The organism is Pseudescherichia sp., assembly GCF_032052675.1.
Lineage (GTDB): Bacteria > Pseudomonadota > Gammaproteobacteria > Enterobacterales > Enterobacteriaceae > Pseudescherichia.
The window spans coordinates 171,089-196,242 of record NZ_DAMBWA010000001.1; the positions used below are offsets into that span (position 1 = coordinate 171,089).

Here is a 25,154-nt window from a genome sequence, read left to right on the forward strand (position 1 = left end):
GAGGATATGCAATGGCTTAAAGACCTTGATGTCAGCATGAATATTTACATGGTTTGCAGTAGATTTCGCGATCACGGTCTGTATTTTGATTTGTACGACTGTATCCCTCTCGAACAATTGAAGTCAGACGTTATAAACGTTCATAAATTAGGAGAGTAATGTTAGCAACGAGCAGGAATTCTGAAGTGCTTTACAGTATTTTGATTGAGCATCTCATGTGAGAATAATAAAACCACCCGTAGGCGGTTTAGGTTCACCAGCTCGTCAGAACTTCGGGGCCATTCCATACTTGGGCGACTTGATATTAGCCGCCCAGATTTTAATGTCCTTCTGAATGACAGCCGTAAAGTCTGACTTCAGGTGTCTGACTAAAGCATTAACCTTATCAGCGTCATCGACAATGTAATGCTCAATTTTATTATTATCCACCGGTACACACTTATAAGCAGCAGGCACTATGGTGTTGTTTATTCTTAGCGGCGGGTTAGTTTTTGAACATCCTCCATTAGACATATACGAAATAGTAAGATTGGCTGTTTTATAGCCAGCCTGAGCAATGCTTATCATCACAGGATTGTCGTCAACAGTTTGCGTGATGTCATATAAAACCCGATCTTTCTCATACCAGGTGTTGAGCTCACGCTCCTGCCAGGCTGCGTTGCTGTGTGCAGAAAACAACAGCAAAAAGCTGCTGATCACTTTTAAGGTTTTCATAGTTAGGTTGTTGTTAATTAAGGCGCAACAATCATTACAAGATGTAACGGTGCAAATCAACAACCTAAGGAAAATCCTACTAACTTTAGTGATACGCATGATGGAATGTGTCAGCTGGGGCCAACCCTAACTTCATCGCCACGTAAATAGTACATGCTTATGCTGAGACGGTTTATAAGGTTTATAAGGTTTATGAGAAATGGATGTCGGATATTAACCAAGAACAGATTGCCATTCTGAGCCAGAAATTATCTGAGTTTGCCCCACCCATGTCCCATTGGTTCTTTTTAGTTATATTAATCTGGTAATACCTTAAGCAGCCTACACCTGCATCGCCATCACATCCTGATACGCCGACACCAGCTTGTTACGCACCTGGATCCCCATCTGCAGCGACACGGATGACTTCTGCAGATCGGTCATCACGTCGTTCAGGGCAACGCCCGGCTCGCCGAGGGTGAATTTTTCAGCCTGGGTGCGCGCGGCGTTCTGCGTATCGCTGATGCGATCCAGTGCGGCGTGCAGCTGGCCTGCGAAGCTAACGGTGGACTCGGCATCAACGCTCTGGTTTTTTGCCACGCCGGCCGTGGCCTGCAGCTGGCTGATGACGCCTTCAATCCCCTGAATGGACATGATTTTACCCCTACATGATTTGACTGGCGACGAGATTACCAGCTTGTCAATAAGATGATGGCGGTAAATAGCGACAAAAAACCAGGTTATTTGACCCATAGAAAATCGCGAATCATCAAATAATGGCACGGCCATCAACATGGAACTTTTGTCGTGTTTGCCGACCCGGGAGTCCGTTTTGCTTCATTACACGAATAATGCCGTCCACCCAGAGTTACGAGGTGTGCAATGAGTGCGACAGCAACCGCATCACAGAATAAATCTCTCGAGTGGATGAACCGCCTGCGCGCGAATCCCAGAATTCCCCTGCTTATCGCTGGTGCCGCCGCCATCGCTATCATCGTTGCTATGGTGCTGTGGGCGAAACAGCCGGACTATCGCGTCCTCTATAGCAACGTCTCCGACCAGGACGGCGGCGCGATTGTGACCCAGCTGACGCAGATGAATATTCCCTACCGCTTCTCGGAAACCGGTGGCGCGATTGAAGTGCCAGCGGATAAGGTGCATGAGCTGCGCCTGCGCCTGGCCCAGCTGGGGCTGCCGAAAGGCGGCGCGGTGGGCTTTGAGCTGCTGGACCAGGAGAAGTTTGGTATCAGCCAGTTTAGCGAACAGGTCAACTACCAGCGTGCGCTGGAGGGCGAACTGGCCCGGACTATCGAAACCCTCGGGCCGGTGAAATCAGCCCGTGTTCACCTCGCCATGCCTAAGCCGTCGCTATTCGTGCGCGAACAAAAATCCCCGTCGGCCTCCGTTACCGTCAACCTCGCTCCGGGCCGCGCAATGGACGAAGGCCAGATCAGCGCCGTGGTTCATTTGGTTTCCAGCGCCGTTGCGGGCCTGCCGCCAGGGAACGTTACCCTGGTCGACCAGAGCGGTCGCCTGCTGACCCAGTCCAATACCAGCGGTCGCGATCTCAACGATGCCCAGCTGAAGTATGCCGCCGACGTCGAAGGCCGCGTGCAGCGCCGCATTGAGGCGATCCTCTCCCCTATCGTCGGGAATGGCAACGTCCATGCACAGGTTAACGCCCAGATCGACTTTGATAATAAAGAGCAGACCGAAGAGCAGTATCATCCGAACGGCAATCCGTCCGAAGCCGTGATGCGCTCCCGCCAGCTGAACGAAAGCGAGCAGGTGGGCGGCCCCTATCCGGGCGGCGTGCCGGGCGCGCTCTCTAACCAGCCTGCGCCAGCCAATAATGCGCCGATCACCGCGAATGCGCCGCAGAACGGCCAGCAGAACCAGAATGCGCAGCAGACAACGACCAGCACGGCAAACAGCGCCGGTCCGCGTAACACGCAGCGCAACGAAACCACTAACTATGAAGTCGATCGCACCATTCGCCACACCAAAATGAACGTGGGTGATGTGCAGCGCCTCTCCGTTGCCGTGGTGGTGAACTATCGCACTCTGGCCGATGGCAAACCGCTGCCGTTGAATGCCGATCAGCTGAAGCAGATTGAAGACCTGACCCGCGAAGCGATGGGCTACTCCCAGCAGCGCGGCGATACCCTCAACGTGGTGAACTCCCAGTTCAACGCCACCGATGAGAGCGCAGGCGAGCTGCCGTTCTGGCAACAGCAGGCCTTTATCGATCAGCTGATGACCGCCGGTCGCTGGCTGCTGGTGCTGATTGTTGCCTGGATCCTGTGGCGTAAGGCCGTCCGTCCGCAGCTGGTACGTCGCGAAGAGGAGCGCAAAGCGCTGCTCGAGAATGCGCAGACCCGTCAGATGCCGGAAGAGGAAGCGGTGGAGGTTCGCCTCAGCAAAGATGAGCAGACGCAGCAGCGCCGCGCTAACCAGCGTCTGAGCGCCGAGGTGATGAGCCAGCGTATTCGCGAAATGTCAGATAACGATCCGCGCGTTGTGGCGCTGGTCATCCGCCAGTGGATGAGTGGTGAAGAGAATGAGTAACCTTACCGGAACGGAAAAGAGCGTCATCCTGCTGATGACCATTGGCGAAGACCGCGCGGCAGAGGTGTTCAAGCACCTCTCCCAGCGCGAGGTTCAGCACCTGAGTACCGCGATGGCCGGCGTGCGCCAGATCTCCAACAAGCAGCTGACCGACGTTCTGCAGGAGTTTGAGCAGGAGGCAGAGCAGTTCGCCGCGCTCAATATCAACGCCAACGACTACCTGCGTTCGGTGCTGGTGAAAGCGCTTGGCGAAGAGCGTGCAGCCAGCCTGCTGGAAGATATTCTCGAGACGCGCGATACCTCCAGCGGTATCGAGACGCTCAACTTTATGGAGCCGCAGACCGCTGCCGATCTTATCCGCGACGAGCATCCGCAGATTATCGCCACCATCCTTGTGCATCTTAAACGCGGCCAGGCGGCGGATATTCTCGCCCTCTTCGATGAGCGTCTGCGTCATGACGTCATGCTGCGTATCGCCACCTTCGGCGGTGTCCAGCCGGCGGCGCTGGCGGAGCTGACCGAAGTGCTCAACAGCCTGCTCGACGGCCAGAACCTCAAGCGCAGCAAAATGGGCGGCGTAAGAACGGCGGCAGAGATCATCAACCTGATGAAGACCCAGCAGGAAGAGGCCGTTATTACCGCGGTGCGCGAATTCGACGGCGAGCTGGCACAGAAAATTATCGACGAGATGTTCCTGTTCGAAAACCTCTCCGAGGTGGACGACCGCAGCATCCAGCGCCTGCTGCAGGAAGTGGATTCCGAATCCCTGCTTATCGCGCTCAAAGGCTCCGAACAGCCGCTGCGCGAGAAGTTCCTGCGCAACATGTCTCAGCGTGCGGCAGATATCCTGCGCGACGACCTTGCCAACCGTGGGCCGGTGCGTCTCTCCCAGGTGGAGAACGAGCAGAAAGCGATCCTGCTTATCGTCCGTCGTCTGGCAGAGACCGGCGAGATGGTAATCGGCAGCGGCGAGGATACCTATGTCTAACGAACTGCCGTGGAAAATCTGGACGCCGGAAGATCTGGCGATGCCGGTGAGCGAGTTCGTTCCGGCGGTGGCGCAAAGCGATAGCGATGATGCCCCGCAGGAGAGCGAAGAGATCGTTTTAACCGACGAGCAGAAGCAACAGCAGCAGCTGGCGCAGCTGCAGATCCAGGCCCACGAGCAGGGGTACAGCGCCGGTCTTGCCGAAGGCCGGCAGGCTGGTCACAGCCAGGGGTATCAGGAGGGGCTGGCCAAAGGCCTTGAGCAGGGTCTCGCCCAGGCCCAGCAGCAGCAGGCGCCGATCCATGCCCGAATGCAGCAGCTGGCGAGCGAGTTCCAGTACAGTCTCGACGCGCTGGACAGCGTGATCGCCTCTCGTCTGATGCAGATGGCGCTGGAGGCGGCGCGCCAGATCATTGGCCAGACGCCGAGCGTGGATAACACCGCCCTGATTAAACAGATCCAGCAGCTGCTTCAGCAGGAGCCGCTGTTTAACGGCAAGCCACAGCTGCGCGTCCATCCGGACGATCTTCAGCGTGTGGAAGATATGGTGGGCGCGACGCTGAGTCTGCACGGCTGGCGTCTGCGCGGCGATCCAACCCTCCACCCGGGCGGGTGCAAAGTCTCCGCTGACGAGGGCGATCTGGATGCCAGCGTCGCTACCCGCTGGCAGGAACTGTGTCGCCTGGCCGCGCCGGGAGTGATCTAATGACTGCGCGCCTGACCCGCTGGCTCACCACGCTAGACAACTTTGAGAACAAAATGGCGCAGCTGCCCGCGGTACGCCGCTACGGGCGGCTAACCCGCGCCACCGGGCTGGTACTGGAGGCGACCGGCCTGCAGCTGCCGCTGGGGGCAACCTGCGTTATAGAGCGCCAGGAGAGCGGCGAGACCCGGGAAGTAGAGAGCGAAGTGGTGGGCTTCAACGGCCAGCGCCTCTTCCTGATGCCGCTTGAAGAGGTAGAAGGCATTCTGCCCGGCGCGCGCGTCTATGCCCGCAGCGCCACCGGCGACGGCTTGCACAGCGGAAAACAGCTGCCGTTAGGTCCGGCGCTGCTGGGCCGGGTGCTGGACGGCGCGGGCAAACCGCTGGATGGCCTGCCCTCCCCTGATACCACTGAAACCGGGGCGCTGATCACCCAGCCGTTCAACCCGTTGCAGCGTACCCCTATTGAGCATGTGCTGGATACCGGCGTGCGGCCGATCAACGCCCTGTTAACCGTCGGCCGCGGCCAGCGTATGGGTCTGTTTGCCGGTTCCGGCGTCGGAAAGAGCGTGCTGCTGGGCATGATGGCGCGCTACACCCAGGCCGACGTGATTGTCGTCGGACTGATTGGTGAACGTGGCCGTGAAGTAAAAGATTTTATCGAGAATATCCTTGGCGCAGAGGGTCGCGCCCGCTCGGTGGTGATCGCCGCCCCGGCGGATGTCTCGCCGCTGCTGCGTATGCAGGGTGCGGCCTACGCCACGCGCATTGCGGAAGATTTCCGCGATCGCGGCCAGCACGTGCTGCTGATTATGGACTCCCTGACCCGCTACGCGATGGCGCAGCGTGAAATCGCCCTGGCGATTGGCGAGCCGCCGGCGACCAAGGGTTACCCGCCCTCGGTATTTGCCAAACTGCCAGCGCTGGTAGAGCGCGCCGGTAACGGCACCCACGGCGGCGGATCGATAACCGCCTTCTATACCGTGCTGACCGAAGGGGATGACCAGCAGGATCCTATCGCCGACTCCGCCCGCGCCATTCTTGACGGTCACATTGTGCTGTCGCGTCGGCTGGCGGAAGCGGGCCACTATCCGGCTATCGATATCGAGGCCTCTATCAGCCGTGCCATGACCGCGTTAATCAGCGAGCAGCACTACGCCAGGGTCAGACATTTCAAACAGCTGCTCTCCAGCTTCCAGCGCAACCGCGATCTGGTCAGCGTGGGCGCCTATGCCCGGGGCAGCGATCCGATGCTGGATAAAGCCATCGCCCTGTGGCCGCAGCTGGAAGCCTATTTGCAGCAGGGTATTTTTGAACGCGCCGGATGGGAAGAGTCCATCCAGGGCTTAGAGCTTATTTTCCCGACGGTGTAACAGAAGAGTGGGAGGGCGACGATCGTGACGCAGAATAGCGCATTAACGACGCTAAAGGATCTGGCTGAAAAAGCGGTGGATGACGCAGCAATACGCCTCGGCGAGATGCGCCGGGGATGTCAGCAGGCGGAAGAGCAGCTCAAGATGCTGATGGACTATCAGAATGAGTATCGCAATAACCTCAACACGGATATGACCCAGGGCATTGGCAGCCAGCGCTGGCAAAACTACCAGCAGTTTATCTCCACGCTGGAGAAAGCCATCGAGCAGCACCGCCAGCAGCTGATGCAGTGGACCACGAAAGTCGAACAGGCGCTGAACGCCTGGCGAGAGAAGAAACAACGTTTGCAGGCGTGGCAAACCCTGCAGGATCGGCAAACCAGCGCCGCCCTGCTGGCAGAGAACCGCCTCGATCAGAAAAAAATGGATGAGTTCGCCCAGCGCGCTTCAATGAGGAAACCAGAGTGATCACTTTGCCAAAACTGCTTGTCACCGATGCCGATACCGCCAGCGGCCTGCAAACAGGTAAAGCAGCGACGGGCGCAGAAGACTTTCTTGCCCTGCTGTCGGGCGCGCTAACCGGCACCCAGACGTCAGGTGAGGAGGCCCCCCTTACGCTTAACGATCTGCGCGCGGCAGGGACAACGCTACAGCAGAGCCTGCTAAAAGGCGGCGCGGATGAGACCGATACCCGCTCCCCGGCGCAACAGCTGGCCGCCCTGCTCACCCGGACGCCAGCGGGCAATGCGCCTGCAACGGCTGCTAAAGCGAGCGAAACGGAAGATGTCACCCAGACCAGCGCGCCGTTACAGAGCGAAGCGCAGGCTATTTTAGCCAGCCTGACCGGCGGCTTGAAGGGGATCGCCTCGCCCGCGGCTGCGACTCAGGCACAGCCGACCGCAACTGCCGCTGCCGCAGATGACGACACGAGCAGCGATCTCAGCGAAGAGGAGCTGGCCGGGCTGAGCGCGCTGCTGGCGATGCTGCCGCATCAGCAAACGGCCACCGCCGCCGTGCCGAAGAGCGACACCGCAGCGTCCGCCTCGTCGGTGACCGCTCCCGCTGGCCGCGGCCCGGATCTCGCCTCTCTCACCCGTGAGCCTGTGTTAGCTCCGGCGGCACAGGATGACACTGAAGGCGAGCGCTTTGCCGCTGTCGTTGACGGCAACGCGCAAACCAGCCAGCTGACCACCGCCGCGCCGCTGAAAAGCGCCCCGGAGACCGCCGTGCAGGCAGTGAATACCAGCGTCAGCGTCGCCCCTGCGGTGACCACCGCCGCCCCGGCCCAGGCCAGCGCCCCGGTTGCTGCCCCGGTAATTAGCGCCCCACTCGGCAGCAGCGAGTGGCAGCAGACCATCAGCCAGAATATCACCCTGTTTACTAAGCAGGGCCAGCAGAGCGCCGAGCTGCGCCTGCATCCGGAAGATTTAGGTCAGGTGCAGATTAGCCTGAAGATTGACGACAACCAGGCCCAGCTACAGATGGTCTCCCAGCACAGCCACGTGCGTGCCGCGCTGGAAGCCGCGCTGCCGGTGCTGCGCACCCAGCTGGCAGAAAACGGCATTCAGCTTGGCCAGAGCAGCATCAGCAGCGAAAGCTCCGCTGGACAGCAGCAGTCGTTTTCCCAGCAGCAACAGGCCTCGCGCTCCGGCCACGGCGGCACGTTTGCCGCTGACGAAGAGGATGGATTGATCGCTCCAGCGAGCCTGCAATCACTCGCTCGCGGCAACGGTGCGGTAGACATCTTTGCCTAAACGCAAAAGGTAGCATGATTATCCCCGTCTTTTCCGCCCTTTGACGGACGCAGGACACGGGATAATCAGCCTATAAGCAGTACCGAAACAGGAAGCACGTAACAGATGACTGACGCCGCAATTAGCAAAAAGAAGAAACGCTCAATCTGGATCCCGCTGTTGGTTTTGATCACGCTCGCCGCGTGCGCCACCGCCGGCTATAGCTACTGGCGCATGCACCAGCAGCCAGGTGAAGAGGTGAAAGCCGAAGCGCCGCCGCCGCCCGCCCCGGTCTTTTTCGCGCTGGATACCTTTACCGTTAACCTGGGCGAAGCCGATCGCGTCTTTTACGTCGGCATTACCCTGCGCCTGAAGGACGAAGCCACGCGTGCTCGCCTGAGCGAGTACCTGCCGGAAGTGCGTAGCCGCCTGCTGCTGCTCTTCTCCCGTCAGGATGCCACGCAGCTGGCGAGCGACGAAGGCAAGCGCCAGCTAGTGACCGCCATTAAAGAGACGCTCTCTCCGCCGTTAGTCCCTGGCCAGCCAAAGCAGGAAGTGACTGACGTTCTCTATACAGCTTTCATTTTGCGGTAAAGACATGGGCGATAGCATTCTTTCACAGGCCGAAATCGATGCGCTGCTGAACGGCGACAGCGAACAGAGCGATGCTCCGCAGCCCGGCAAAGGCGGCGAGAGTGATATTCGTCCTTACGATCCCAATACCCAGCGCCGCGTGGTGCGTGAACGCCTGCAGGCGCTGGAGATTATTAACGAACGTTTCGCGCGCCAGTTCCGTATGGGACTGTTTAACCTGCTGCGCCGCAGCCCGGACATTACCGTGGGGGCGATCCGCATTCAGCCCTATCATGAGTTCGCGCGTAACCTACCGGTGCCGACCAACCTTAACCTGATCCACCTGAAGCCGCTGCGTGGCACCGGGCTGTTTGTCTTCTCGCCAAGCCTGGTATTCATTGCCGTGGATAACCTGTTCGGCGGCGATGGCCGCTTCCCGACCAAGGTGGAGGGACGCGAATTTACCCATACCGAGCAGCGGGTGATCAACCGCATGCTGAAGCTGGCGCTGGAAGGCTACAGCGACGCATGGAAGGCGATCCACCCCCTGGACGTTGAGTATGTCCGTTCGGAGATGCAGGTGAAGTTTACCAACATCACCACCTCGCCGAACGATATCGTCGTCAATACCCCTTTCCACGTGGAGATTGGTAACCTGACCGGCGAGTTTAATATCTGTCTGCCCTTCAGCATGATTGAGCCGCTGCGCGAGACGCTGGTTAACCCGCCGCTGGAGAACTCCCGCAACGAGGATCAGAACTGGCGCGATAACCTGGTTCGCCAGGTGCAGCACTCGGAGCTGGAGCTGATTGCCAATTTCGGCGATGTCCCGCTGCGCCTGTCGCAGATCCTGAAGCTACAACCCGGCGACGTTCTGCCGATCGAAAAACCCGATCGCATCATCGCCCACGTAGACGGTGTCCCGGTGCTCACCAGCCAGTACGGCACCATCAACGGCCAGTATGCCCTGCGCGTTGAACATTTGATCAACCCGATTTTGAATTCGCTGAATGAGGAACAGCCCAAATGAGTGATATGAACAATCCGTCCGATGAGAACAGCATGGCAATGGACGATCTGTGGGCTGACGCGTTGAACGAACAAAAAACCACTACCAGCAGCAAAAGCACCACCGACTCGGTGTTTCAGCAGTTTGGCGGCGGTGACGTAAGCGGCACCCTGCAGGATATCGACCTGATTATGGATATCCCGGTAAAGCTGACCGTTGAGCTGGGCCGGACCCGCATGACCATTAAAGAGCTGCTGCGTCTGACCCAGGGGTCGGTGGTAGCGCTGGACGGTCTCGCCGGTGAGCCGCTGGACATTCTGATCAACGGCTATCTGATTGCCCAGGGTGAAGTCGTGGTGGTTGCCGATAAGTACGGCGTACGTATTACCGATATCATCACGCCGTCCGAGCGTATGCGTCGTCTGAGCCGCTAAGCATGAAAACCCAGGCTACCGTTGTCCAGCCCGCTGCCGTATCCGGATCTCCGCTGGTGCAGGTCAGCGGCGCGCTGCTGGGCATTATTGCCCTGATCCTTGCGGCAGCCTGGCTGGCGAAGCGGATGGGCTTTGGCGGTAAAACTGCCAGCGCCCGTGGCCTGAAGGTGAGCGCCAGCACGACCGTTGGCCCGCGCGAGCGGGTGATTATCGTTGACGTCGACGATGCGCGGCTGGTGCTGGGTGTGACACCGTCACAAATCAGCCTGCTGCACACGCTTCCCCCTGCGCCGCCAGTCAGCGACGTGCCGAAAGAGAACACTCCGGATTTCCAGGCCGTGTTAAAGAATTTGATTAAGCGTTCCGGGAGATACTGATGCGCCGTTTGTTACCTCTTGCGCTGGCTGGCTTAGTGCTGGTTGCGCCCAGCGCCTTTGCCCAGCTTCCCGGATTAGTCAGCCAGCCGCTGGCCAACGGTGGCCAAAGCTGGTCCCTGCCGGTGCAGACCCTGGTGTTTATCACCTCGCTGACCTTCCTGCCCGCTATTCTGCTGATGATGACCAGCTTTACCCGCATCATCATCGTTTTTGGCCTGCTGCGTAACGCGCTGGGCACGCCCTCTGCGCCGCCTAACCAGGTGCTGCTTGGCCTCGCGCTGTTCCTGACCTTTTTTATTATGTCCCCGGTGATCGATAAGATTTACACCGAGGCCTACCAGCCGTTTAGCGAAAGCAAAATCTCTATCGACGTGGCGCTGGAGAAAGGCGCGCAGCCGCTGAGAGAGTTCATGATGCGCCAGACGCGGGAGGCCGACCTGGCTCTGTTTGCCCGCCTGGCGAACAGCGGACCGCTGCCAGGACCGGAAGCGGTACCGATGCGTATTCTGCTCCCGGCCTACGTCACCAGCGAGCTGAAGACGGCGTTTCAGATTGGCTTTACTATCTTTATTCCGTTCTTGATCATTGACCTGGTGATTGCCAGTGTGCTGATGGCGCTGGGGATGATGATGGTTCCTCCCGCCACCATCGCCCTGCCGTTTAAGCTGATGCTGTTCGTGCTGGTGGATGGCTGGCAGCTGCTGGTCGGCTCGCTGGCGCAGAGCTTTTACAGTTAAGGATCGCGGAAATGACACCAGAATCGGTCATGATGATGGGCACCGAGGCGATGAAGATCGCCCTGATGGTGGCCGCCCCCCTGCTGCTGGTTGCTCTGGTAACCGGTCTGGTGATCAGTATTCTCCAGGCCGCCACGCAGATTAACGAGATGACGCTGTCGTTTATCCCTAAAATTATCGCCGTATTCGTCGCTATTATCGTTGCCGGCCCGTGGATGCTTAACCTGCTGCTGGACTATATGCGTTCGCTGTTCAGCAATATTCCTTATATTATTGGATAAGTAACCCTTATGGTGTCGGTAACCAGCGATCAGTGGCTCCAGTGGCTGAGCCTCTATTTTTGGCCGCTGCTGCGCGTGCTGGCCCTGATCTCAACCGCGCCGATCCTCAGCGAGCGTAGCGTTCCCAAACGGGTCAAGCTCGGGCTGGGTTTTATTATTACCATCGTCATTGCCCCCTCCCTGCCCGCGACCAACGTACCGATCTTCTCCGGCGACGCCCTGTGGCTGGCGCTGCAGCAGATCCTCATTGGCATTGCGCTGGGCTTTACCATGCAGTTCGCCTTTGCTGCTATACGCACCGCTGGGGAGCTGATTGGGCTGCAGATGGGCCTCTCCTTTGCCACCTTCTTCGATCCCGGCAGCAATCTCAACATGCCCGTGCTGGCGCGCTTTATGGATATGCTGGCTCTGCTGCTGTTTCTGACCTTTAACGGCCATCTGTGGCTAATTTCGATGCTGGTAGATACGTTCCATACCCTGCCTATCGGTGGCGATCCGGTGAACAGCAACGCCTTCCTGGCGCTAACCCGTGCAGGGGGACTGATATTCCTTAACGGCCTGATGCTGGCGCTGCCGGTCATTACCCTGCTGCTGACGCTTAACCTCTCCCTTGGGCTGCTAAACCGAATGGCTCCCCAGCTCTCTATCTTCTCGGTGGGTTTCCCGATCACCCTGGGCGTGGGTATCGTCCTGATGGCGGCCCTGATGCCGCTCATTGCTCCCTTCTGTGAACACCTGTTTAGCGAAATCTTTAACCTGCTGGCGGATATCATTAGCGAATTGCCCCAGGCGTTCAGCCCCTAATTTTTGCAGGGATTTTATTGAGGATATTCCTAAAAAGGAATTTCACTAATACCCGCCAGGATATACGGGGCGCGGTTTATTTGTTTTTATGATTATCACAGATCCGAAAGTTTACTTTACTTTAAGATGTTTCCTGGCAAATTATACCTAACTTTACGGGATAGTGTGTTCGCCTGAAAGTCCTGTCCTGCTCATAGGTTTTCAGAATATTTTCATCCGTTTTACTGTTATGAGGCTCTCAGGCAGGTGGTGAATTATCGTTACGCATTGAGTGAGGGTATGCCATGTCAACGATTATTATGGATTTATGCAGCTATACCCGGTTGGGATTAACCGGATATCTGGCAAGTCGAGGGGTAAAAAAACGAGATATCAAAGACGTATCCAGCGTCAGCGAGCTCGGTTCTGCATGCGAGGCCTGGCGGCCTGCGGTGGTGTTTATTAATGAAGACTGCTTCATCCACGATCTCGAACAGAGTCAGCATATTAAGCAAATCATTAATCAGCATCCAAAGACGTTGTTTATTGTCTTTATGGCCATAGCGAATATCCATTTTGATGAATACCTGCTGGTGCGCAAAAACTTATTAATTAGTTCTAAATCGATTAAACCTGAATCGCTGGATGAGTTTCTCGCAGACTATCTGAATAAAGAGGCGAAGGGCCAAAAAGGGATTAACCTCCCTACACTATCGTTAAGCCGTACTGAATCCAGTATGCTACGAATGTGGATGTCGGGACAGGGAACGATTCAGATCTCCGATCAAATGAATATTAAAGCCAAAACGGTATCATCACATAAGGGAAATATTAAAAGAAAAATAAAAACGCATAATAAGCAAGTGATCTACCACGTCGTACGCCTGACGGATTACGTCACCAGCGGCATCTTCGTGAATATGCGTTAAGAGGGCAAGCAGGCACTTACCCTCCCGGGCATGAGGGTGGTGACAACGTTACTCCTGCATCTCCACGAATACCCCGTCCGGATGCCCTTTTTCATTAAAAAACCAGATGCCGAGCGGGTAATCTTCAAGCGAAACCAGATACATTGTCCCTTCATTAAACTCTTCAATCGCGAGTACGACACCCGGGCGTCGTGGTCCCCCGTCCGTTTTAACTGTAACCCGATCGTTAACCTTCATTGTTTTCCTCCTGTCGTAGTTTTGCCAGTGTAGAACAAAACACGCGCGCTGACAGCGCCTGCGTGGTGATTGCTGCTTTTCTCTACCGTCTATACTTAAGGAAACGGCCTGTGGAGTCACGCGTATGAAAACCAGCCATGAGAAAACGTTGAACGACGCTGAAGTGGAGGCGCTACTGGCCTCAATAGATGGCAGCAGCCCTGAGCAAAACGCCACGATTTCTATGCAGCATAGCGAAGAGCGGACCGTAGCCAACGCCTGGGAGATGGATATTCACGACAGCAGCGTGGCAGAGCTGAACCGCTAAAAAGAAAAAATCCCGGTCTGGGGAGACCGGGATAAAGCTTGCGTTTGCAAGAAGCACTTGAAAATTCGTTACACCAGGAAATCTGATGCGGATATGAATGTATATGCAAATTATTTGCGGGACAAGATAATATTCATCAACCTAATTATTATTTTGCTTAACTGTTTTACGACTAATGCATGAGAAGCCAGACGGCATCGCCTTTAGCGGGCTATTGAAATCTGGTATTTGCAGTGCATGTTTATTAATTTGAGACTTTTCTTACCATCCCGTTGCGCTAGCAAAGGAGCTGACCATGCCCGGCCTTAACGATACGCTGCTGGTATTTACTGATATCGACGGTACGTTGCTTGATAGTCATACCCATGAGTGGCAGCCCGCTGAGGCCTGGCTGACCCGCCTGCGCCAGCGTGAGATACCCGTTATCCTGTGCAGCAGCATGACGGCGGCTGAGACCCTGGCGATCCAGAAAATGGTTGGATTACAGGGTCAGCCGTTTATTGCCGAGAACGGTGCAGTTATCCAGCTCGATACGCGCTGGGAGGCGCATAAAAACGCCCCGCGAATGATTAACGGCGTGAGCCACGATCAGATTATGACCGTCCTGACGCCGCTGCGGGAAAATGAGGGCTACAAATTCACCACCTTTAGCGATCTTGAGGTTCCCGTTCTGGTTGAATTAACCGGTTATACGCCTGCCCAGGCGAGCCTGGCCCGCCTGCATGAAGCCTCGGAGACGCTGATCTGGCGCGAGAGCGACGAGCGGCTGGCCAAATTTGAGGCCGACCTGACCCGCTTTGGCCTGCGCCTTGTTCAAGGGGCGCGCTACTGGCACGTCATTGACCAACGCGGTGGTAAGGATCAGGCGGTGAACTGGCTGACACGCCAGTACTGCGAGCACGAAGGCAAGCAGTATACGACGCTCGGCTTGGGGGATGGTCCTAACGATGCCCCAATGTTGGACAACGTCGATTTTGCCATCGTCGTGAAAGGATTTAATCGTGACGGCGTGACGCTACGCCACGATGAGCCATCCCGGGTCTATCGAACCACCCAGACCGGCCCCGCTGGCTGGCGGGAAGGTCTGGATCATCTGTTTGGCTCTTCCTGAGCAGGCTCTTCAGCGCAAACACGGTTGCGTCCACCCCGCTTGGCCAGATAGAGCCGTCTATCTGCCACCATCTGTAGATATTCGAAGACATAACTCTCGCTCGGCTCAGCGCTGCTGACGCCCAGCGAGGCGCTAATGCGCACCGTCTGACTATTGTGAACGAGGATCTCTTTACGGCTGATACGCTCCCGTATTCGCTCCGCAACGCGCTGCGCCTGCAGCAGCGTGCTTCCCGGCAGAACAATACAGAACTCCTCCCCGCCGACGCGGCCAGCCAGATCTTCACCCTGAATAGAGCCGCCGATCAGACGCGCGGCCTGGGTCAGAACTAAATCCCCCGCCTGATGGCCGTAGCGATCGTTAACGCTTTTAAAATGATCGAGATCGAGCTGGATCACCGAGAACGGTCGTTGCTGGAGCTGGCACTGCTCAGCCAGCGCTTTTGCCCGCTCAAATAGTGCGCCGCGATTGAGCAGGCGTGTTAAGGGATCGTGCCATGCCTGCCACTGCAGTGAGTGCTGCATCGCATACATATTGTTTACCATGCGGCGGATAACCACCCACGAGCTGAGCAGCATAGCGGTAAAGAGCAGCCACAGCAGCGCCAATGCAATGGTGATAGTGCCAAAATCCCCCTGTAAGCCTTCGCGCAGGGTATGGATGCGCAGCAGCAGCCCATCGAAGTGATCAAGCTTCTGCCAGACGACAAAGGTTGGCCCGAGACGCAGGCTGCCGCTATTGCTTTGCGCGATGGCCTGTATCAGCCTCTGCCGCTGCTCCTGGGTAAACGCACGCGGCTGCACGCCCGCAGGCAAGGAAGACGCTACACGTTCAAGCGCGTTATTGTAGAGCTGATACTCACCCTGCTCTTCATCCCTGAGTGCCTCCTCCAGCAGCTGTTTTACCGAGGAGAAGGAGTAGTCAATCGCCAGCACGCCATACCAGTATTGGGCATAGTCCAGCGGCACGCTAACCGTGACGAGCGACTCCTGCTGACCAGCATGCTGTTCAGAGGTAAACCAGCGCACGCCGCGAAAACGGTTGGCGTGGTTAGACTGCCCGGTAAACCAGGGCTGTGTCAGCAGGCTCTCATAACGCGCCACGCTCTCTGCCGACACGGCGGCGGGCTGCGAGGAGAGGAAAAAGCCAGCGCGTGAAACATACCAGGCATGTTTAGGCATCGCAGGTATTGCCGTGGCGAGACGCATGATATAGCCAACCTCCAGCGCGGCGGTCATCTCATTATGCATCTGCGGATCGTCCCGACTCAGCAGAGGATGACGGGCGACAAAGGCATCAGAGACGCCGGTGATCGGCAGCGTGCGCCGCTGATCAACGCTGATACGCCAGAAAGGCTGGTGACGCTGTTGGGCAAACTCAACCTGCACGTTCTCCAGCACTTCAGAGGCCAGCGGCGTCTGCACCGCTGCCCTCATCGCATTGCGAAAGAAGAGCAGCGCGTTAACGCCGATCTCCATCTGCCGATCGAGCGCGCTGGAGACCTTATCGAGGGTGTTACGCTGGGTCGCCGCGTAGGCATCCTCCAGTACCACGACCTCGCGCCAGGTCAGCAGCGTTGAGCTAACCAGCACAATCACAAAACAGAGATTAACGACCCGAGCGGGTACGAGATACCTGCGAATGCTATTCAACCGTGATGAGCCTGCGGCAGCGGTAGAGAGTGGCACGACGTCTCCATGATAGTTGCTGAAGTTATCCAGTCATTACAATCCACATTATCGGCACGCCGCCGTCAGACTTCATATCGGGCCAGAGCAGAGAACTAGTGAGCGGCTCCGCGCAGGCGCGAAATGCCTTTCACCAGCCCAACGACAATCAGGCCAATAATAAAGCCGAGCACCAGGTTGGCCAGCGTCGGCAACGTCGCGGCGACTACCGCGCCCTGCTCTGCGGCAAAATGCTCGATGGCATGATGCAGGGGCGCAATGCCGTGAACCACAATGCCTCCGCCCACCAGAAACATCGCCAGCGTGCCGACGATCGACAGCGTTTTCATTAACCAGGGCGCAACCACCAGCAGCACTTTACCGAAGGCTTTTGCCAGCGCACCGGGCCGTTCAACCAGCCAGTACCCCATATCGTCCAGCTTAACGATGATCCCTACCAGGCCATAGACCCCGATAGTCACCAGCACGGCGATGCCCGACAGCACCAGCACCTGGTTGAGCAGAGGCGCATCGGCCACGATACCCAGCGTGATGGCGACAATCTCTGCCGAGAGGATAAAGTCGGTGCGAATGGCCCCTTTAACCTTATCGCGCTCGTACTGCTTAGGATCCTGCTTAGCGATGGCGTTGAGCCGCTGCTGGGCCTGCTGGGGATCCTCTTTATGCTTGCGTGCATGCAGGCTGTGCAGCACCTTCTCCACCCCTTCAAAGCAGAGAAACGCCCCGCCGACCATCAGCAGCGGTGTAATGGCCCACGGAATAAAGGCGCTGATCAGCAGCGCCAACGGGACCAGAATCACCTTGTTAAGCAGTGAGCCTTTAGCCACGCTCCACACCACTGGCAGCTCGCGGTTGGCCCGCACGCCGGAAACCTGCTGGGCGTTGAGAGAGAGATCGTCACCCAGCACGCCTGCGGTCTTTTTGGCCGCCAGTTTGCCCATCAGTGAAATGTCGTCGAGCAACGTGGCAATATCGTCCAGTAAGGTTAATAAACTACTTCCTGCCAAAATACACATCCTTCTATAACTGCTGATAATAGAAAGATTATGGAGCATAAATGCCCATCGCGTAAATTTATCCTTAACGTCAACAAATCTTTAACATTGTAAGCACAAATAATTGCTCGCCAGTCTGATTGTTTTGGCGTTTACTCTATGCGTCATTTCATTTTTGTCGTGAGGGAGTATGCGTTTCAGGCAGCTTTTACCGCTTATTGGTGCGCTTTTTGCGCTCTATATTATTTGGGGTTCCACCTACTTTGCGATTCGCATCGGCGTCGAGAGCTGGCCGCCGTTGATGATGGCCGGGGTGCGCTTTTTCTCGGCCGGGCTCTTGCTGCTGGCTTTTTTACTCATTACTGGCCATCGCCTGCCCGCCTTGCGCCCGCTGCTCAACGCGGCGCTCATTGGGGTGCTGCTGCTGGCGGTGGGTAACGGCATGGTGACGGTTGCCGAGCACCAGAATGTCCCGTCCGGCATTGCCGCCGTGGTAGTAGCCACCGTTCCGCTCTTTACCCTCTGCTTTAGCCATTTTTTTGGCATCGCCACGCGCAAGCTGGAGTGGTTCGGCATCGCCATCGGCCTGTCAGGCATTGTTCTGCTTAACAGTGGCGGTAACCTGAGCGGCAATCCGTGGGGGGCAGGCATGATCCTCATCGGCTCCCTGAGCTGGGCGTTCGGCTCTGTCCTTGGCTCGCGCATCGAGCTACCCAGTGGGATGATGGCCGGTGCCATTGAGATGCTCGCCGCAGGCGTGGTGCTGCTGGCCGCCTCGGGACTGACCGGGGAACGACTTACGGCTATGCCTACGGTGTCTGGACTACTGGCCGTTAGCTATCTCGCTATTTTCGGTTCAATTATCGCCATTAACGCCTATATGTTCCTGATCCGTAATACGTCGCCTGCGGTGGCCACCAGCTATGCCTACGTCAATCCTGTCGTGGCGGTGCTGCTAGGAACAGGATTTGCTGGCGAAAGTCTCTCCCCTGTTGAGTGGCTGGCCCTGGGGATCATCATTCTGGCGGTGGTGCTGGTGACGCTGGGTAAATACCTGCTGCCTGCCCGGCCAACCGTTACGCCCTGTCAGGCAGAGAAGTAACCAGGCCACTGGCCTGAATACCACGAGTGTCGATCTGCGCGGCCGATCCGCCGCTGCAGATCCACTCTTCAAGCCGCTCGCTGAGCGCCGCATCGCTTAGCCTGGCCCTACCCCGGATAGCGCACTCCCAGACAACCAGCACCCGCCAGCCCTCCGCCAGCAGCCGGGCGCAATCACGCCTATCGCGTTCGACGTTTTTGCCAATCTTCTCCAGCCAAAATTCAGTACGGGTGGCCGGTACCTTAAAGAGATAGCAATCATGATGATGCCAGAAGCAGCCGTGGGTAAAGATCACGCAGCGGTAGTCATCAACGACAAAATCGGGCCTGCCGGGAAGTGCCGCATCCTGGACGCGAAACGCCAACCCGCACTCGGTAAGCAGCGCGGCAAGCCGTTTTTCAATCGCCGTATCCCGGGTACCGATGGCACGCATATTTTTGCTGCGCGTGGCTCTGTCGTGTACATCTGCCATGCTCTCCCCTCTTTGCGATTAACCTCTGTTTAAGGGCGTAATAATTTTAGCATTCAGTCCAATAGAGGACAGATTTTTTTAGGTTGCTATGAGATTATTCTTGCCGTTATTAATCCAAAATGTAATTCAGGTATTACCCTCACTCTTCTCGACACCCTTTTGCTCAGCCTTCTCAAGCTGAGCTTTTTTTTGCCCCTGCAAAACCCATTTACTAAATTAATAAAAGCCCATCAAATATACAGTAAAAATATATTAAACATAACCCATAAAAATAAGTTAGATGCAATCCATTCACACCATAAATAATAATAACTCAAGAAACGTTTGGCAATAAATAATACCATTTGCTTACATCATTTTTTTAAAAATAAATGAACTTAATCGCTAGTATCAGGATTGTAATTCGGGTATTTCACAACCACTTACATAAACTATAATTCATAGGACATGGATAATGAAAAGAAAAGTATTGGCAATGATTGTCCCGGCCTTATTAGCCGCGGGCGCAGCACATGCAGCAGAAATTTATAACCAGAATGGTAATAAGCTCGATCTGTACGGTAAAGTCGACGGGCTACACTACTTCTCTGATAACAGCAGCGTTGATGGCGATCAGACCTATGTCCGTATGGGCTTCAAAGGCGAAACCCAGATCTCTGACCAACTGGTAGGTTACGGCCAGTGGGAATACAACGTACAGGCTAACAACACCGAAACCAGCGGCAACCAGAGCTGGACCCGTCTGGCCTTTGCTGGCCTGAAAGCAGGCGATGCCGGTTCCTTTGACTATGGCCGCAACTACGGCGTGCTGTACGACGTAGAAGCCTGGACCGATATGCTGCCTGAGTTCGGTGGCGACAGCTACTCTAAAGCAGATAACTTTATGACTAACCGCGCCAACGGCGTGGCAACCTACCGCAACGACAACATGTTTGGCCTGGTCGACGGCCTGGCATTTGCCGTGCAGTATCAGGGCAACAACGAAAGTGCCGGTAACGGTAACGAAGGCACCGCCAGCCGTAGTAACGGTTCCGATGCCCGCTTTGAGAACGGTGACGGCTGGGGTCTCTCTACGACCTATGACATCGGCAGCGGCTTTAGCGTGGGTGCGGCATACGCCTCCTCTGACCGTACCGTTGACCAGACCAATGGCAATGCGACCAATACCTATGCCGGTGGCGATAAAGCTGATGCCTGGACCACCGGTCTGAAATATGACGCCAATAATGTCTACCTGGCGGCCATGTATTCTGAAACCCGCAATATGACGCCATACGGCGATGATAATGGTGTAGGTGGTATCGCCAATAAAACCCAGAACTTCGAAGCCACCGCGCAGTATCAGTTCGACTTTGGCCTGCGTCCAGCGGTCTCTTTCCTGATGTCTAAAGGCAAGGATCTGAACTACAACGGTAATAACACTGACGAAGACCTGGTTAAATATGCTGACGTAGGCGCTACCTACTACTTCAACAAAAATATGTCCACCTATGTTGATTATAAAATCAACCTGCTGGATGACGACGATCAGTTCTATAAAGATGCTGGCATCGCCACCGACGATGTTGTTGCGCTGGGCCTGGTGTATCAGTTCTAAAAAAGTTTTAAAAATAAAGCCCGCGAGCAGCGGGCTTTTTATTATCGGGGGGTTACTGCTTGACCACTTTATCTCGCTGCATCATGCCAAAGGCGATAATGAACAGCCCCAGCATAAAGGGAATTTCATACAGCTCCTCCAGCAGATCCTGATCGCGCGCGTCATGCAAAACCAGTGAACCCAGCAGGCGATGGTGCTCTACGGCATCGGAAAGCAGAAAGGTCACCACTACAAGACAAACGGTCCACAGCGGGAAGGTTTCATGACGAAAACGCAGCGCTATCTCTTTACGTAAGGTAGCCGAAAAGAGTACCGGCAGTACCAATGCCGCAATCAGCACCACTGAAATAGCGCGGAATATCAGCCTCGGCTCATCCGGAAAGTAGACCCTGCCCCAGCTGGTACTGCGTCCTAACAGCACGACCCACCAGGCAACGGACCAGAGCCAGAAGGCTTTTTGCCCGGGCGTCAGCGTCCAGGATTTGATCCAGGAAAGCGTAAATAGCGCACCGAATAGCAACCACAAGGCTTGCCCGTTCTCAATCCAGTTGACCAGCCTCGCTTCGCTAACGGGCAGCGGGACCTCTGGAAAAAATGGAAACAGAATAGAAAAATTAAAAAGCAAGGCCGTAATAAACGGCAACTGTGCGTCCAGTTTCATCGTTATTGTTACCTGGAAAAAGAGTAGCCAGCTATGTTATATCGCTATGTTGGTCGTTGCTTGGCGATGTGTGCGACAGTGGCACGATAAATTCAGATAATGATTATTCACAGGTTAAATGTATGAGAGCTACCTTTCAGGAGCATACATTATAACAAGTTGTGATGGACATCGTTGAAAGCGGTACGGGTAAGTGCTTGAATAGTGGCGGAGAGAGGGGGATTTGAACCCCCGGTAGAGTTGCCCCTACTCCGGTTTTCGAGACCGGTCCGTTCAGCCGCTCCGGCATCTCTCCGTTTTGATGGTTGCCATCATGCCAGGATATTTGGCATTTTAACAGTCCCAACCCAGTCAATTTTGTTCAAGTGACGAGTTTGCGAGCAAAGCGATGATAAAGTGGCCCTGGAAAGCAAATGAAGCATCGCGGATGATGCATTATCCCTGGCAAGAGGCGCTTGCCATTCCGATCCTGGCAAACCTAACGCCAGAAGAGCAGCATCGTCTTACGCAGCTGGCCGAGCGTTTTTTACAGCAGAAGCGCCTGGTGGCCCTGCAGGGGTTCGATCTCGACGCGCTCAAAAGTTGCCGTATTGCCCTGCTTTTTTGCCTGCCGGTACTTGAGCTAGGCCTTGAGTGGCTCGACGGTTTTCATGAGGTGCTTATCTACCCTGCCCCCTTTGTTGTTGATGACGAATGGGAAGATGATATTGGCCTTGTGCATAATCAGCGGGTCGTGCACTCGGGGCAGAGCTGGCAGCAGGGCCCTGTCGTCCTTAACTGGCTGGATATTCAGGACTCGTTTGATGCCTCAGGTTACAACCTTATTATTCATGAGGTTGCACATAAGCTCGACACCCGCAACGGTGACCGGGCAAGCGGCGTACCCATGATTACCCTGCGTGAGGTTGCCGGCTGGGAGCACGATCTCCATGCCGCTATGAACAATATTCAGGATGAGATCGATCTCGTTGGCGAAAGTACTGCCAGTATCGATGCCTATGCTGCAACCGATCCCGCCGAGTGCTTCGCCGTACTCTCCGAGTACTTTTTTAGCGCCCCTGAACTGTTCGCGCCACGTTTCCCTTCGCTGTGGCAGCGTTTTTGCCAGTTCTACCGCCAGGATCCGCTGGCACGTTTACGTGCCAATATGCCCTCTTTAGCTACGGGCCGGTATCGCGTTCAGTAAAAGCGCAGCTTGTGTTTTAATTAATCAATTGAATCAGCGCGTTAATTTTAGTGTTGACACAAAAATACGGGGCCAGTAATATGCGCCCCGTTCACACGATTCCTCTGTAGTTCAGTCGGTAGAACGGCGGACTGTTAATCCGTATGTCACTGGTTCGAGTCCAGTCAGAGGAGCCACTTCTTAGCTATTGCTGCCTTATCTTGGCCAAGCCTTGTTGTTCACTACATTTCCGATATACCCTGCTTCGAAGTTTGCTAACGTATCGCCGTATAACTCAGGTAGATAGTCCCCTAGCTCCTCTTTCGTCACAGGCTGGTTCGACGCCTTATCAAGATAGCAGACCGTGTTTGCCGGATTCCCTATCCAGTCATCGGCAGGATCCCGATAGCGAATAATCAGCGAGCCGCTGGGATCGCCTAGCAGATAACCTGTGTAGTTCCCCCACGTCATCACCGGTGGCCGAGTGGCGACACTCTGTTGATCGATAACCTGCTGCTGCACATAGTCATTCGGGCCAAAGAAAACATAGGCGTACCCCTGCTCATCGATGAAATCATTGAGCATGCGGCTGCTTACGCTCCAGAAATCAAGCAGTAGAGGTTGCCCATAAACAGGATGGGCACTGACGGTCAGCTCACGGCATTGATAATCGCCGAAAATCGTGTCCGGCGTAGCATTATGGATAAACGTCTGCGGCACGTTAATTCTCAGGATCAACACCTCCTGCCCCTCGTCCTTGTTGGCATACAGATAACCTTTACTGCATCCATCTTCAGCCACTTCATCAGGTAAGATACTCAGCGAGGCCACTTTGTCGGGACGATAGAGATCGATTCTGCCGCTATCTGGATTTCCATCCCCATAGGAAAATACGCTGGGATGACCTGAGATATAGGGGTTTTCCGCCTCCGGTATTGCCGTCATCTCGTTATCAATAACCTCAACCGGCAGCGTAGGCGTGTTTAACGAACTAAAATAGAGCGTGGCGCTCATATAACCTACCTGCTGAAAGTCGCCGGAAACCGTAATCTCCATCTCCTCTTGCAGAGCAACAGCTTGTCCAATGAAAACGGCGTAGCACTGTTCATGCTGATCGTAACCAGGTGACGGCTGGCCACTCATATAGTTCTGCTGATAAGAAAATGCGACATCAACAGAATAGGCAACGCCGTTGACTAAAACGGCAGGCGGCGTCAGCGGTGTTTGCCAGCCCTCAGGCGTACCGTCCCCCCAGGGCGCATAAAAGCGTATCAACAGTTGCCAGGGGTAGGTTCCCGCTGGCGCGACCAACGTCGTTTGATACGAGGGCATCGTTTCGCTGAGCGCAACGGTTTTTTTAATGGGCACCATGAGATTCTCCTCCTGGCGAACGCGTATCTGTCGTTTTTTTCTGATGAGCGGCGAGAGCGCTCTCTTTATTATCGGTAGAAGGTTTAGCGTTATTTGTGGCCGGGATAATAACGCCGGTAAAAGAGACGGTGGCATCGGCGGCGTGGGCAACGCTACACGTGAGGGCAGAAGCGATTAAAGCGGCGCCGAAAATAAAAATCTGTGGCAGTGTGCGATTTGCGTTCATCGTAATGTCCTCTTATTGGTATGACAGCGTGACCGTAGCCGATGCATTGGCATCACCCGGGAATAGTGCGTTTTGGGTCTGGTAATAGCGTGCTTCAAACTGCAGATTTTCCGTTCCCCCGCTTGATTCACCAACGAAAACGGGTTTGCCAAACTCTACAGGTACGTTAGCGCTACTGTTGAGGCTGGCCCAGTAGAGCTGGATGCCTACTCCGGACGCATTCTCCTCTCCTGTGGGGATCTGAATAACAGACTGTGCACCGGATGGATCCTGCGTCGCGTCAACCTGGGCTGTTATTTGCGCGTCGCTTTCGCAGGTTAAAGGAATGGAGAAGTTCGTAAAGGCAGTGGTTGAGCCAACGCCGCTAAATTCAGCGGGAGAATGAGTGCCTAGCGCTACCGGCGTTGAGCTGGTCTCGACCGTACAGCCCGGAACATGCGGGGGCGTGGCATTGATGGTGCCAGAAAGATAGACAGTATAGGTTGTTGACGATGCCGAGCCAGATACGATGACATGATTGGCCTTGCCCGACAGCGTGCCGCTTTCAATATCATCGGAAATTTTTACCAGTTTGAACATCGGGCCGTAGAGGTAGTTTTCAATCGGAACAGTCAATAAGTGCAGCGTAAACTCCACCAGTTGCTGCTGTGTGTTCCCGTTACTCATCCAGGCAGATAAGTTGTTGATTGTGCCTCCCATCTGGATACCAACTCCTGGAATATTGGTTTTGAACGTGCTACGGCCGTTATAGACTGCATCCGAGGAGAGATCAGAATATAATGTTACGTATGACGGCCCATCTCCTTCACACTGAGCCATAAGGTTTTGAGAATAACTTTTATCACCGGTAATATCGCCGCCGACAGGCAGGTCGTCTGGTACAGTAATATCACCTAAATTTATTGTTATCGAACTGGCATTACGAGGGCTACAGTGTACTGAGGCATCAGAAAAACTGGCCCAGCACAGCGTTAACAGGAATAGCAAGTACGGAATAACGCTTTTTGTTCGAGTGAATTTATTTAAAGATGGCATATGAGT

Annotated in this window: 29 protein-coding genes and 2 tRNA genes; 20 read left to right on the plus strand and 11 right to left on the minus strand. The window is 55.4% G+C overall.

Annotated elements, in window-relative coordinates; translation table 11 throughout:
* Nucleotides 1-264: 264 nt before the first annotated feature.
* Together RTX96_RS00860 and fliE are read right to left on the minus strand one after the other, a co-directional pair.
* Entirely contained in the window at nt 265-714 is a 450-nt protein-coding gene (locus RTX96_RS00860) for a hypothetical protein (RefSeq protein ID WP_312669849.1), read from the minus strand.
* Nucleotides 715-1,035: 321 nt separating this feature from the next.
* Nucleotides 1,036-1,350, minus strand: a complete 315-nt coding sequence (gene fliE, locus RTX96_RS00865) for a flagellar hook-basal body complex protein FliE (protein ID WP_181016601.1) — start codon at nt 1,348-1,350, stop codon at nt 1,036-1,038.
* Between the two features lie 225 nt (nt 1,351-1,575).
* On the opposite strand from fliE, the gene fliF reads away from it, so the two are divergent.
* The 14 genes from fliF to rcsA all read left to right on the plus strand — a co-directional run bounded on the left by fliF (nt 1,576) and on the right by rcsA (nt 13,181).
* A complete protein-coding gene (gene fliF / locus RTX96_RS00870) occupies nt 1,576-3,261 on the plus strand; it encodes a flagellar basal-body MS-ring/collar protein FliF (RefSeq protein ID WP_312669851.1) in 1,686 nt (561 codons plus the stop codon).
* A complete protein-coding gene (gene fliG / locus RTX96_RS00875) occupies nt 3,254-4,249 on the plus strand; it encodes a flagellar motor switch protein FliG (protein ID WP_042391432.1) in 996 nt (331 codons plus the stop codon). Before fliF ends, fliG begins: the two co-directional genes overlap by 8 nt.
* Nucleotides 4,242-4,955: a flagellar assembly protein FliH gene (fliH, locus tag RTX96_RS00880; protein ID WP_103819223.1), complete on the plus strand. Its 714-nt coding sequence runs from the start codon at nt 4,242-4,244 to the stop codon at nt 4,953-4,955. The genes fliG and fliH overlap by 8 nt, the downstream gene beginning before the upstream one ends.
* Nucleotides 4,955-6,325, plus strand: coding sequence for a flagellar protein export ATPase FliI (fliI, locus tag RTX96_RS00885; protein WP_103819222.1), 1,371 nt, complete (start codon nt 4,955-4,957; stop codon nt 6,323-6,325). Before fliH ends, fliI begins: the two co-directional genes overlap by 1 nt.
* A 24-nt stretch (nt 6,326-6,349) precedes the next feature.
* Nucleotides 6,350-6,793, plus strand: coding sequence for a flagellar export protein FliJ (fliJ, locus tag RTX96_RS00890; protein WP_312268123.1), 444 nt, complete (start codon nt 6,350-6,352; stop codon nt 6,791-6,793).
* Nucleotides 6,790-8,079: a flagellar hook length control protein FliK gene (gene fliK / locus RTX96_RS00895; protein WP_312669852.1), complete on the plus strand. Its 1,290-nt coding sequence runs from the start codon at nt 6,790-6,792 to the stop codon at nt 8,077-8,079. The genes fliJ and fliK overlap by 4 nt, the downstream gene beginning before the upstream one ends.
* Nucleotides 8,080-8,184: 105 nt before the next feature.
* On the plus strand, nt 8,185-8,652 hold the full coding sequence (fliL, locus tag RTX96_RS00900) for a flagellar basal body-associated protein FliL (RefSeq protein WP_268107508.1): 468 nt from the start codon (nt 8,185-8,187) through the stop codon (nt 8,650-8,652).
* Nucleotides 8,653-8,656: 4 nt separating this feature from the next.
* Nucleotides 8,657-9,661 (plus strand): flagellar motor switch protein FliM, encoded by a 1,005-nt coding sequence (gene fliM, locus RTX96_RS00905; RefSeq protein WP_103819218.1) that lies wholly within the window; start codon nt 8,657-8,659, stop codon nt 9,659-9,661.
* Nucleotides 9,658-10,074, plus strand: a complete 417-nt coding sequence (gene fliN / locus RTX96_RS00910) for a flagellar motor switch protein FliN (protein ID WP_042391438.1) — start codon at nt 9,658-9,660, stop codon at nt 10,072-10,074. The genes fliM and fliN overlap by 4 nt, the downstream gene beginning before the upstream one ends.
* A 2-nt stretch (nt 10,075-10,076) precedes the next feature.
* Entirely contained in the window at nt 10,077-10,451 is a 375-nt protein-coding gene (gene fliO / locus RTX96_RS00915) for a flagellar biosynthetic protein FliO (RefSeq protein WP_312669853.1), read from the plus strand.
* Complete coding sequence (gene fliP, locus RTX96_RS00920) at nt 10,451-11,188, plus strand: flagellar type III secretion system pore protein FliP (RefSeq protein WP_103819216.1); 738 nt, start codon at nt 10,451-10,453, stop codon at nt 11,186-11,188. The genes fliO and fliP overlap by 1 nt, the downstream gene beginning before the upstream one ends.
* Nucleotides 11,189-11,199: 11 nt before the next feature.
* Nucleotides 11,200-11,469 carry a flagellar biosynthesis protein FliQ gene (fliQ, locus tag RTX96_RS00925; protein ID WP_103819215.1) on the plus strand — a complete coding sequence of 90 codons (270 nt, stop codon included), beginning with the start codon at nt 11,200-11,202 and terminating at the stop codon, nt 11,467-11,469.
* Between the two features lie 9 nt (nt 11,470-11,478).
* Nucleotides 11,479-12,273 carry a flagellar biosynthetic protein FliR gene (gene fliR, locus RTX96_RS00930; protein WP_312669854.1) on the plus strand — a complete coding sequence of 265 codons (795 nt, stop codon included), beginning with the start codon at nt 11,479-11,481 and terminating at the stop codon, nt 12,271-12,273.
* 284 nt (nt 12,274-12,557) lie between these two features.
* On the plus strand, nt 12,558-13,181 hold the full coding sequence (gene rcsA, locus RTX96_RS00935) for a transcriptional regulator RcsA (RefSeq protein WP_042391443.1): 624 nt from the start codon (nt 12,558-12,560) through the stop codon (nt 13,179-13,181).
* Nucleotides 13,182-13,229: 48 nt separating this feature from the next.
* On the opposite strand, the gene dsrB is transcribed toward rcsA, so the two are convergent.
* Nucleotides 13,230-13,418, minus strand: a complete 189-nt coding sequence (dsrB, locus tag RTX96_RS00940) for a protein DsrB (RefSeq protein ID WP_103819213.1) — start codon at nt 13,416-13,418, stop codon at nt 13,230-13,232.
* Between the two features lie 124 nt (nt 13,419-13,542).
* Here dsrB and RTX96_RS00945 point away from each other — a divergent pair, with 124 nt between their 5' ends.
* Together RTX96_RS00945 and RTX96_RS00950 are read left to right on the plus strand one after the other, a co-directional pair.
* Nucleotides 13,543-13,725 (plus strand): hypothetical protein, encoded by a 183-nt coding sequence (locus RTX96_RS00945; protein WP_312669855.1) that lies wholly within the window; start codon nt 13,543-13,545, stop codon nt 13,723-13,725.
* 295 nt (nt 13,726-14,020) lie between these two features.
* Complete coding sequence (locus RTX96_RS00950; protein ID WP_312669856.1) at nt 14,021-14,836, plus strand: mannosyl-3-phosphoglycerate phosphatase-related protein; 816 nt, start codon at nt 14,021-14,023, stop codon at nt 14,834-14,836.
* Here the strand turns inward: RTX96_RS00950 and dgcQ are convergent.
* Together dgcQ and RTX96_RS00960 are read right to left on the minus strand one after the other, a co-directional pair.
* Complete coding sequence (dgcQ, locus tag RTX96_RS00955; protein WP_312669858.1) at nt 14,815-16,524, minus strand: cellulose biosynthesis regulator diguanylate cyclase DgcQ; 1,710 nt, start codon at nt 16,522-16,524, stop codon at nt 14,815-14,817. The genes RTX96_RS00950 and dgcQ overlap by 22 nt on opposite strands.
* 95 nt (nt 16,525-16,619) lie before the next feature.
* Nucleotides 16,620-17,540, minus strand: coding sequence for a DUF808 domain-containing protein (locus RTX96_RS00960; RefSeq protein WP_312669859.1), 921 nt, complete (start codon nt 17,538-17,540; stop codon nt 16,620-16,622).
* 169 nt (nt 17,541-17,709) lie between these two features.
* On the opposite strand from RTX96_RS00960, the gene yedA reads away from it, so the two are divergent.
* Nucleotides 17,710-18,621 (plus strand): drug/metabolite exporter YedA, encoded by a 912-nt coding sequence (gene yedA / locus RTX96_RS00965; protein ID WP_103819208.1) that lies wholly within the window; start codon nt 17,710-17,712, stop codon nt 18,619-18,621.
* Here the strand turns inward: yedA and RTX96_RS00970 are convergent.
* Nucleotides 18,596-19,093: a very short patch repair endonuclease gene (locus RTX96_RS00970; protein WP_103819207.1), complete on the minus strand. Its 498-nt coding sequence runs from the start codon at nt 19,091-19,093 to the stop codon at nt 18,596-18,598. The genes yedA and RTX96_RS00970 overlap by 26 nt on opposite strands.
* A 454-nt stretch (nt 19,094-19,547) precedes the next feature.
* On the opposite strand from RTX96_RS00970, the gene ompC reads away from it, so the two are divergent.
* On the plus strand, nt 19,548-20,690 hold the full coding sequence (ompC, locus tag RTX96_RS00975) for a porin OmpC (protein WP_312669860.1): 1,143 nt from the start codon (nt 19,548-19,550) through the stop codon (nt 20,688-20,690).
* A gap of 52 nt (nt 20,691-20,742) precedes the next feature.
* On the opposite strand, the gene RTX96_RS00980 is transcribed toward ompC, so the two are convergent.
* Complete coding sequence (locus tag RTX96_RS00980; protein ID WP_312669861.1) at nt 20,743-21,351, minus strand: hypothetical protein; 609 nt, start codon at nt 21,349-21,351, stop codon at nt 20,743-20,745.
* Nucleotides 21,352-21,556: 205 nt separating this feature from the next.
* A tRNA-Ser gene (locus tag RTX96_RS00985) sits at nt 21,557-21,646 on the minus strand.
* A 93-nt stretch (nt 21,647-21,739) separates the two neighbouring features.
* Here RTX96_RS00985 and mtfA point away from each other — a divergent pair.
* Both mtfA and RTX96_RS00995 read left to right on the plus strand, forming a co-directional pair.
* Nucleotides 21,740-22,537, plus strand: coding sequence for a DgsA anti-repressor MtfA (gene mtfA / locus RTX96_RS00990; protein ID WP_312669862.1), 798 nt, complete (start codon nt 21,740-21,742; stop codon nt 22,535-22,537).
* 100 nt (nt 22,538-22,637) lie between these two features.
* Nucleotides 22,638-22,713: transfer RNA gene (locus RTX96_RS00995), tRNA-Asn, on the plus strand.
* Between the two features lie 19 nt (nt 22,714-22,732).
* On the opposite strand, the gene RTX96_RS01000 is transcribed toward RTX96_RS00995, so the two are convergent.
* The 3 genes from RTX96_RS01000 to RTX96_RS01010 are packed head-to-tail and all read right to left on the minus strand — an operon-like array spanning nt 22,733 to nt 25,148.
* On the minus strand, nt 22,733-23,887 hold the full coding sequence (locus tag RTX96_RS01000; RefSeq protein ID WP_312669863.1) for a hypothetical protein: 1,155 nt from the start codon (nt 23,885-23,887) through the stop codon (nt 22,733-22,735).
* Nucleotides 23,874-24,113, minus strand: coding sequence for a hypothetical protein (locus RTX96_RS01005; protein WP_312669864.1), 240 nt, complete (start codon nt 24,111-24,113; stop codon nt 23,874-23,876). The genes RTX96_RS01000 and RTX96_RS01005 overlap by 14 nt, the downstream gene beginning before the upstream one ends.
* Before the next feature lie 12 nt (nt 24,114-24,125).
* On the minus strand, nt 24,126-25,148 hold the full coding sequence (locus RTX96_RS01010; protein WP_312669865.1) for a fimbrial protein: 1,023 nt from the start codon (nt 25,146-25,148) through the stop codon (nt 24,126-24,128).
* Nucleotides 25,149-25,154 lie beyond the last annotated feature (6 nt).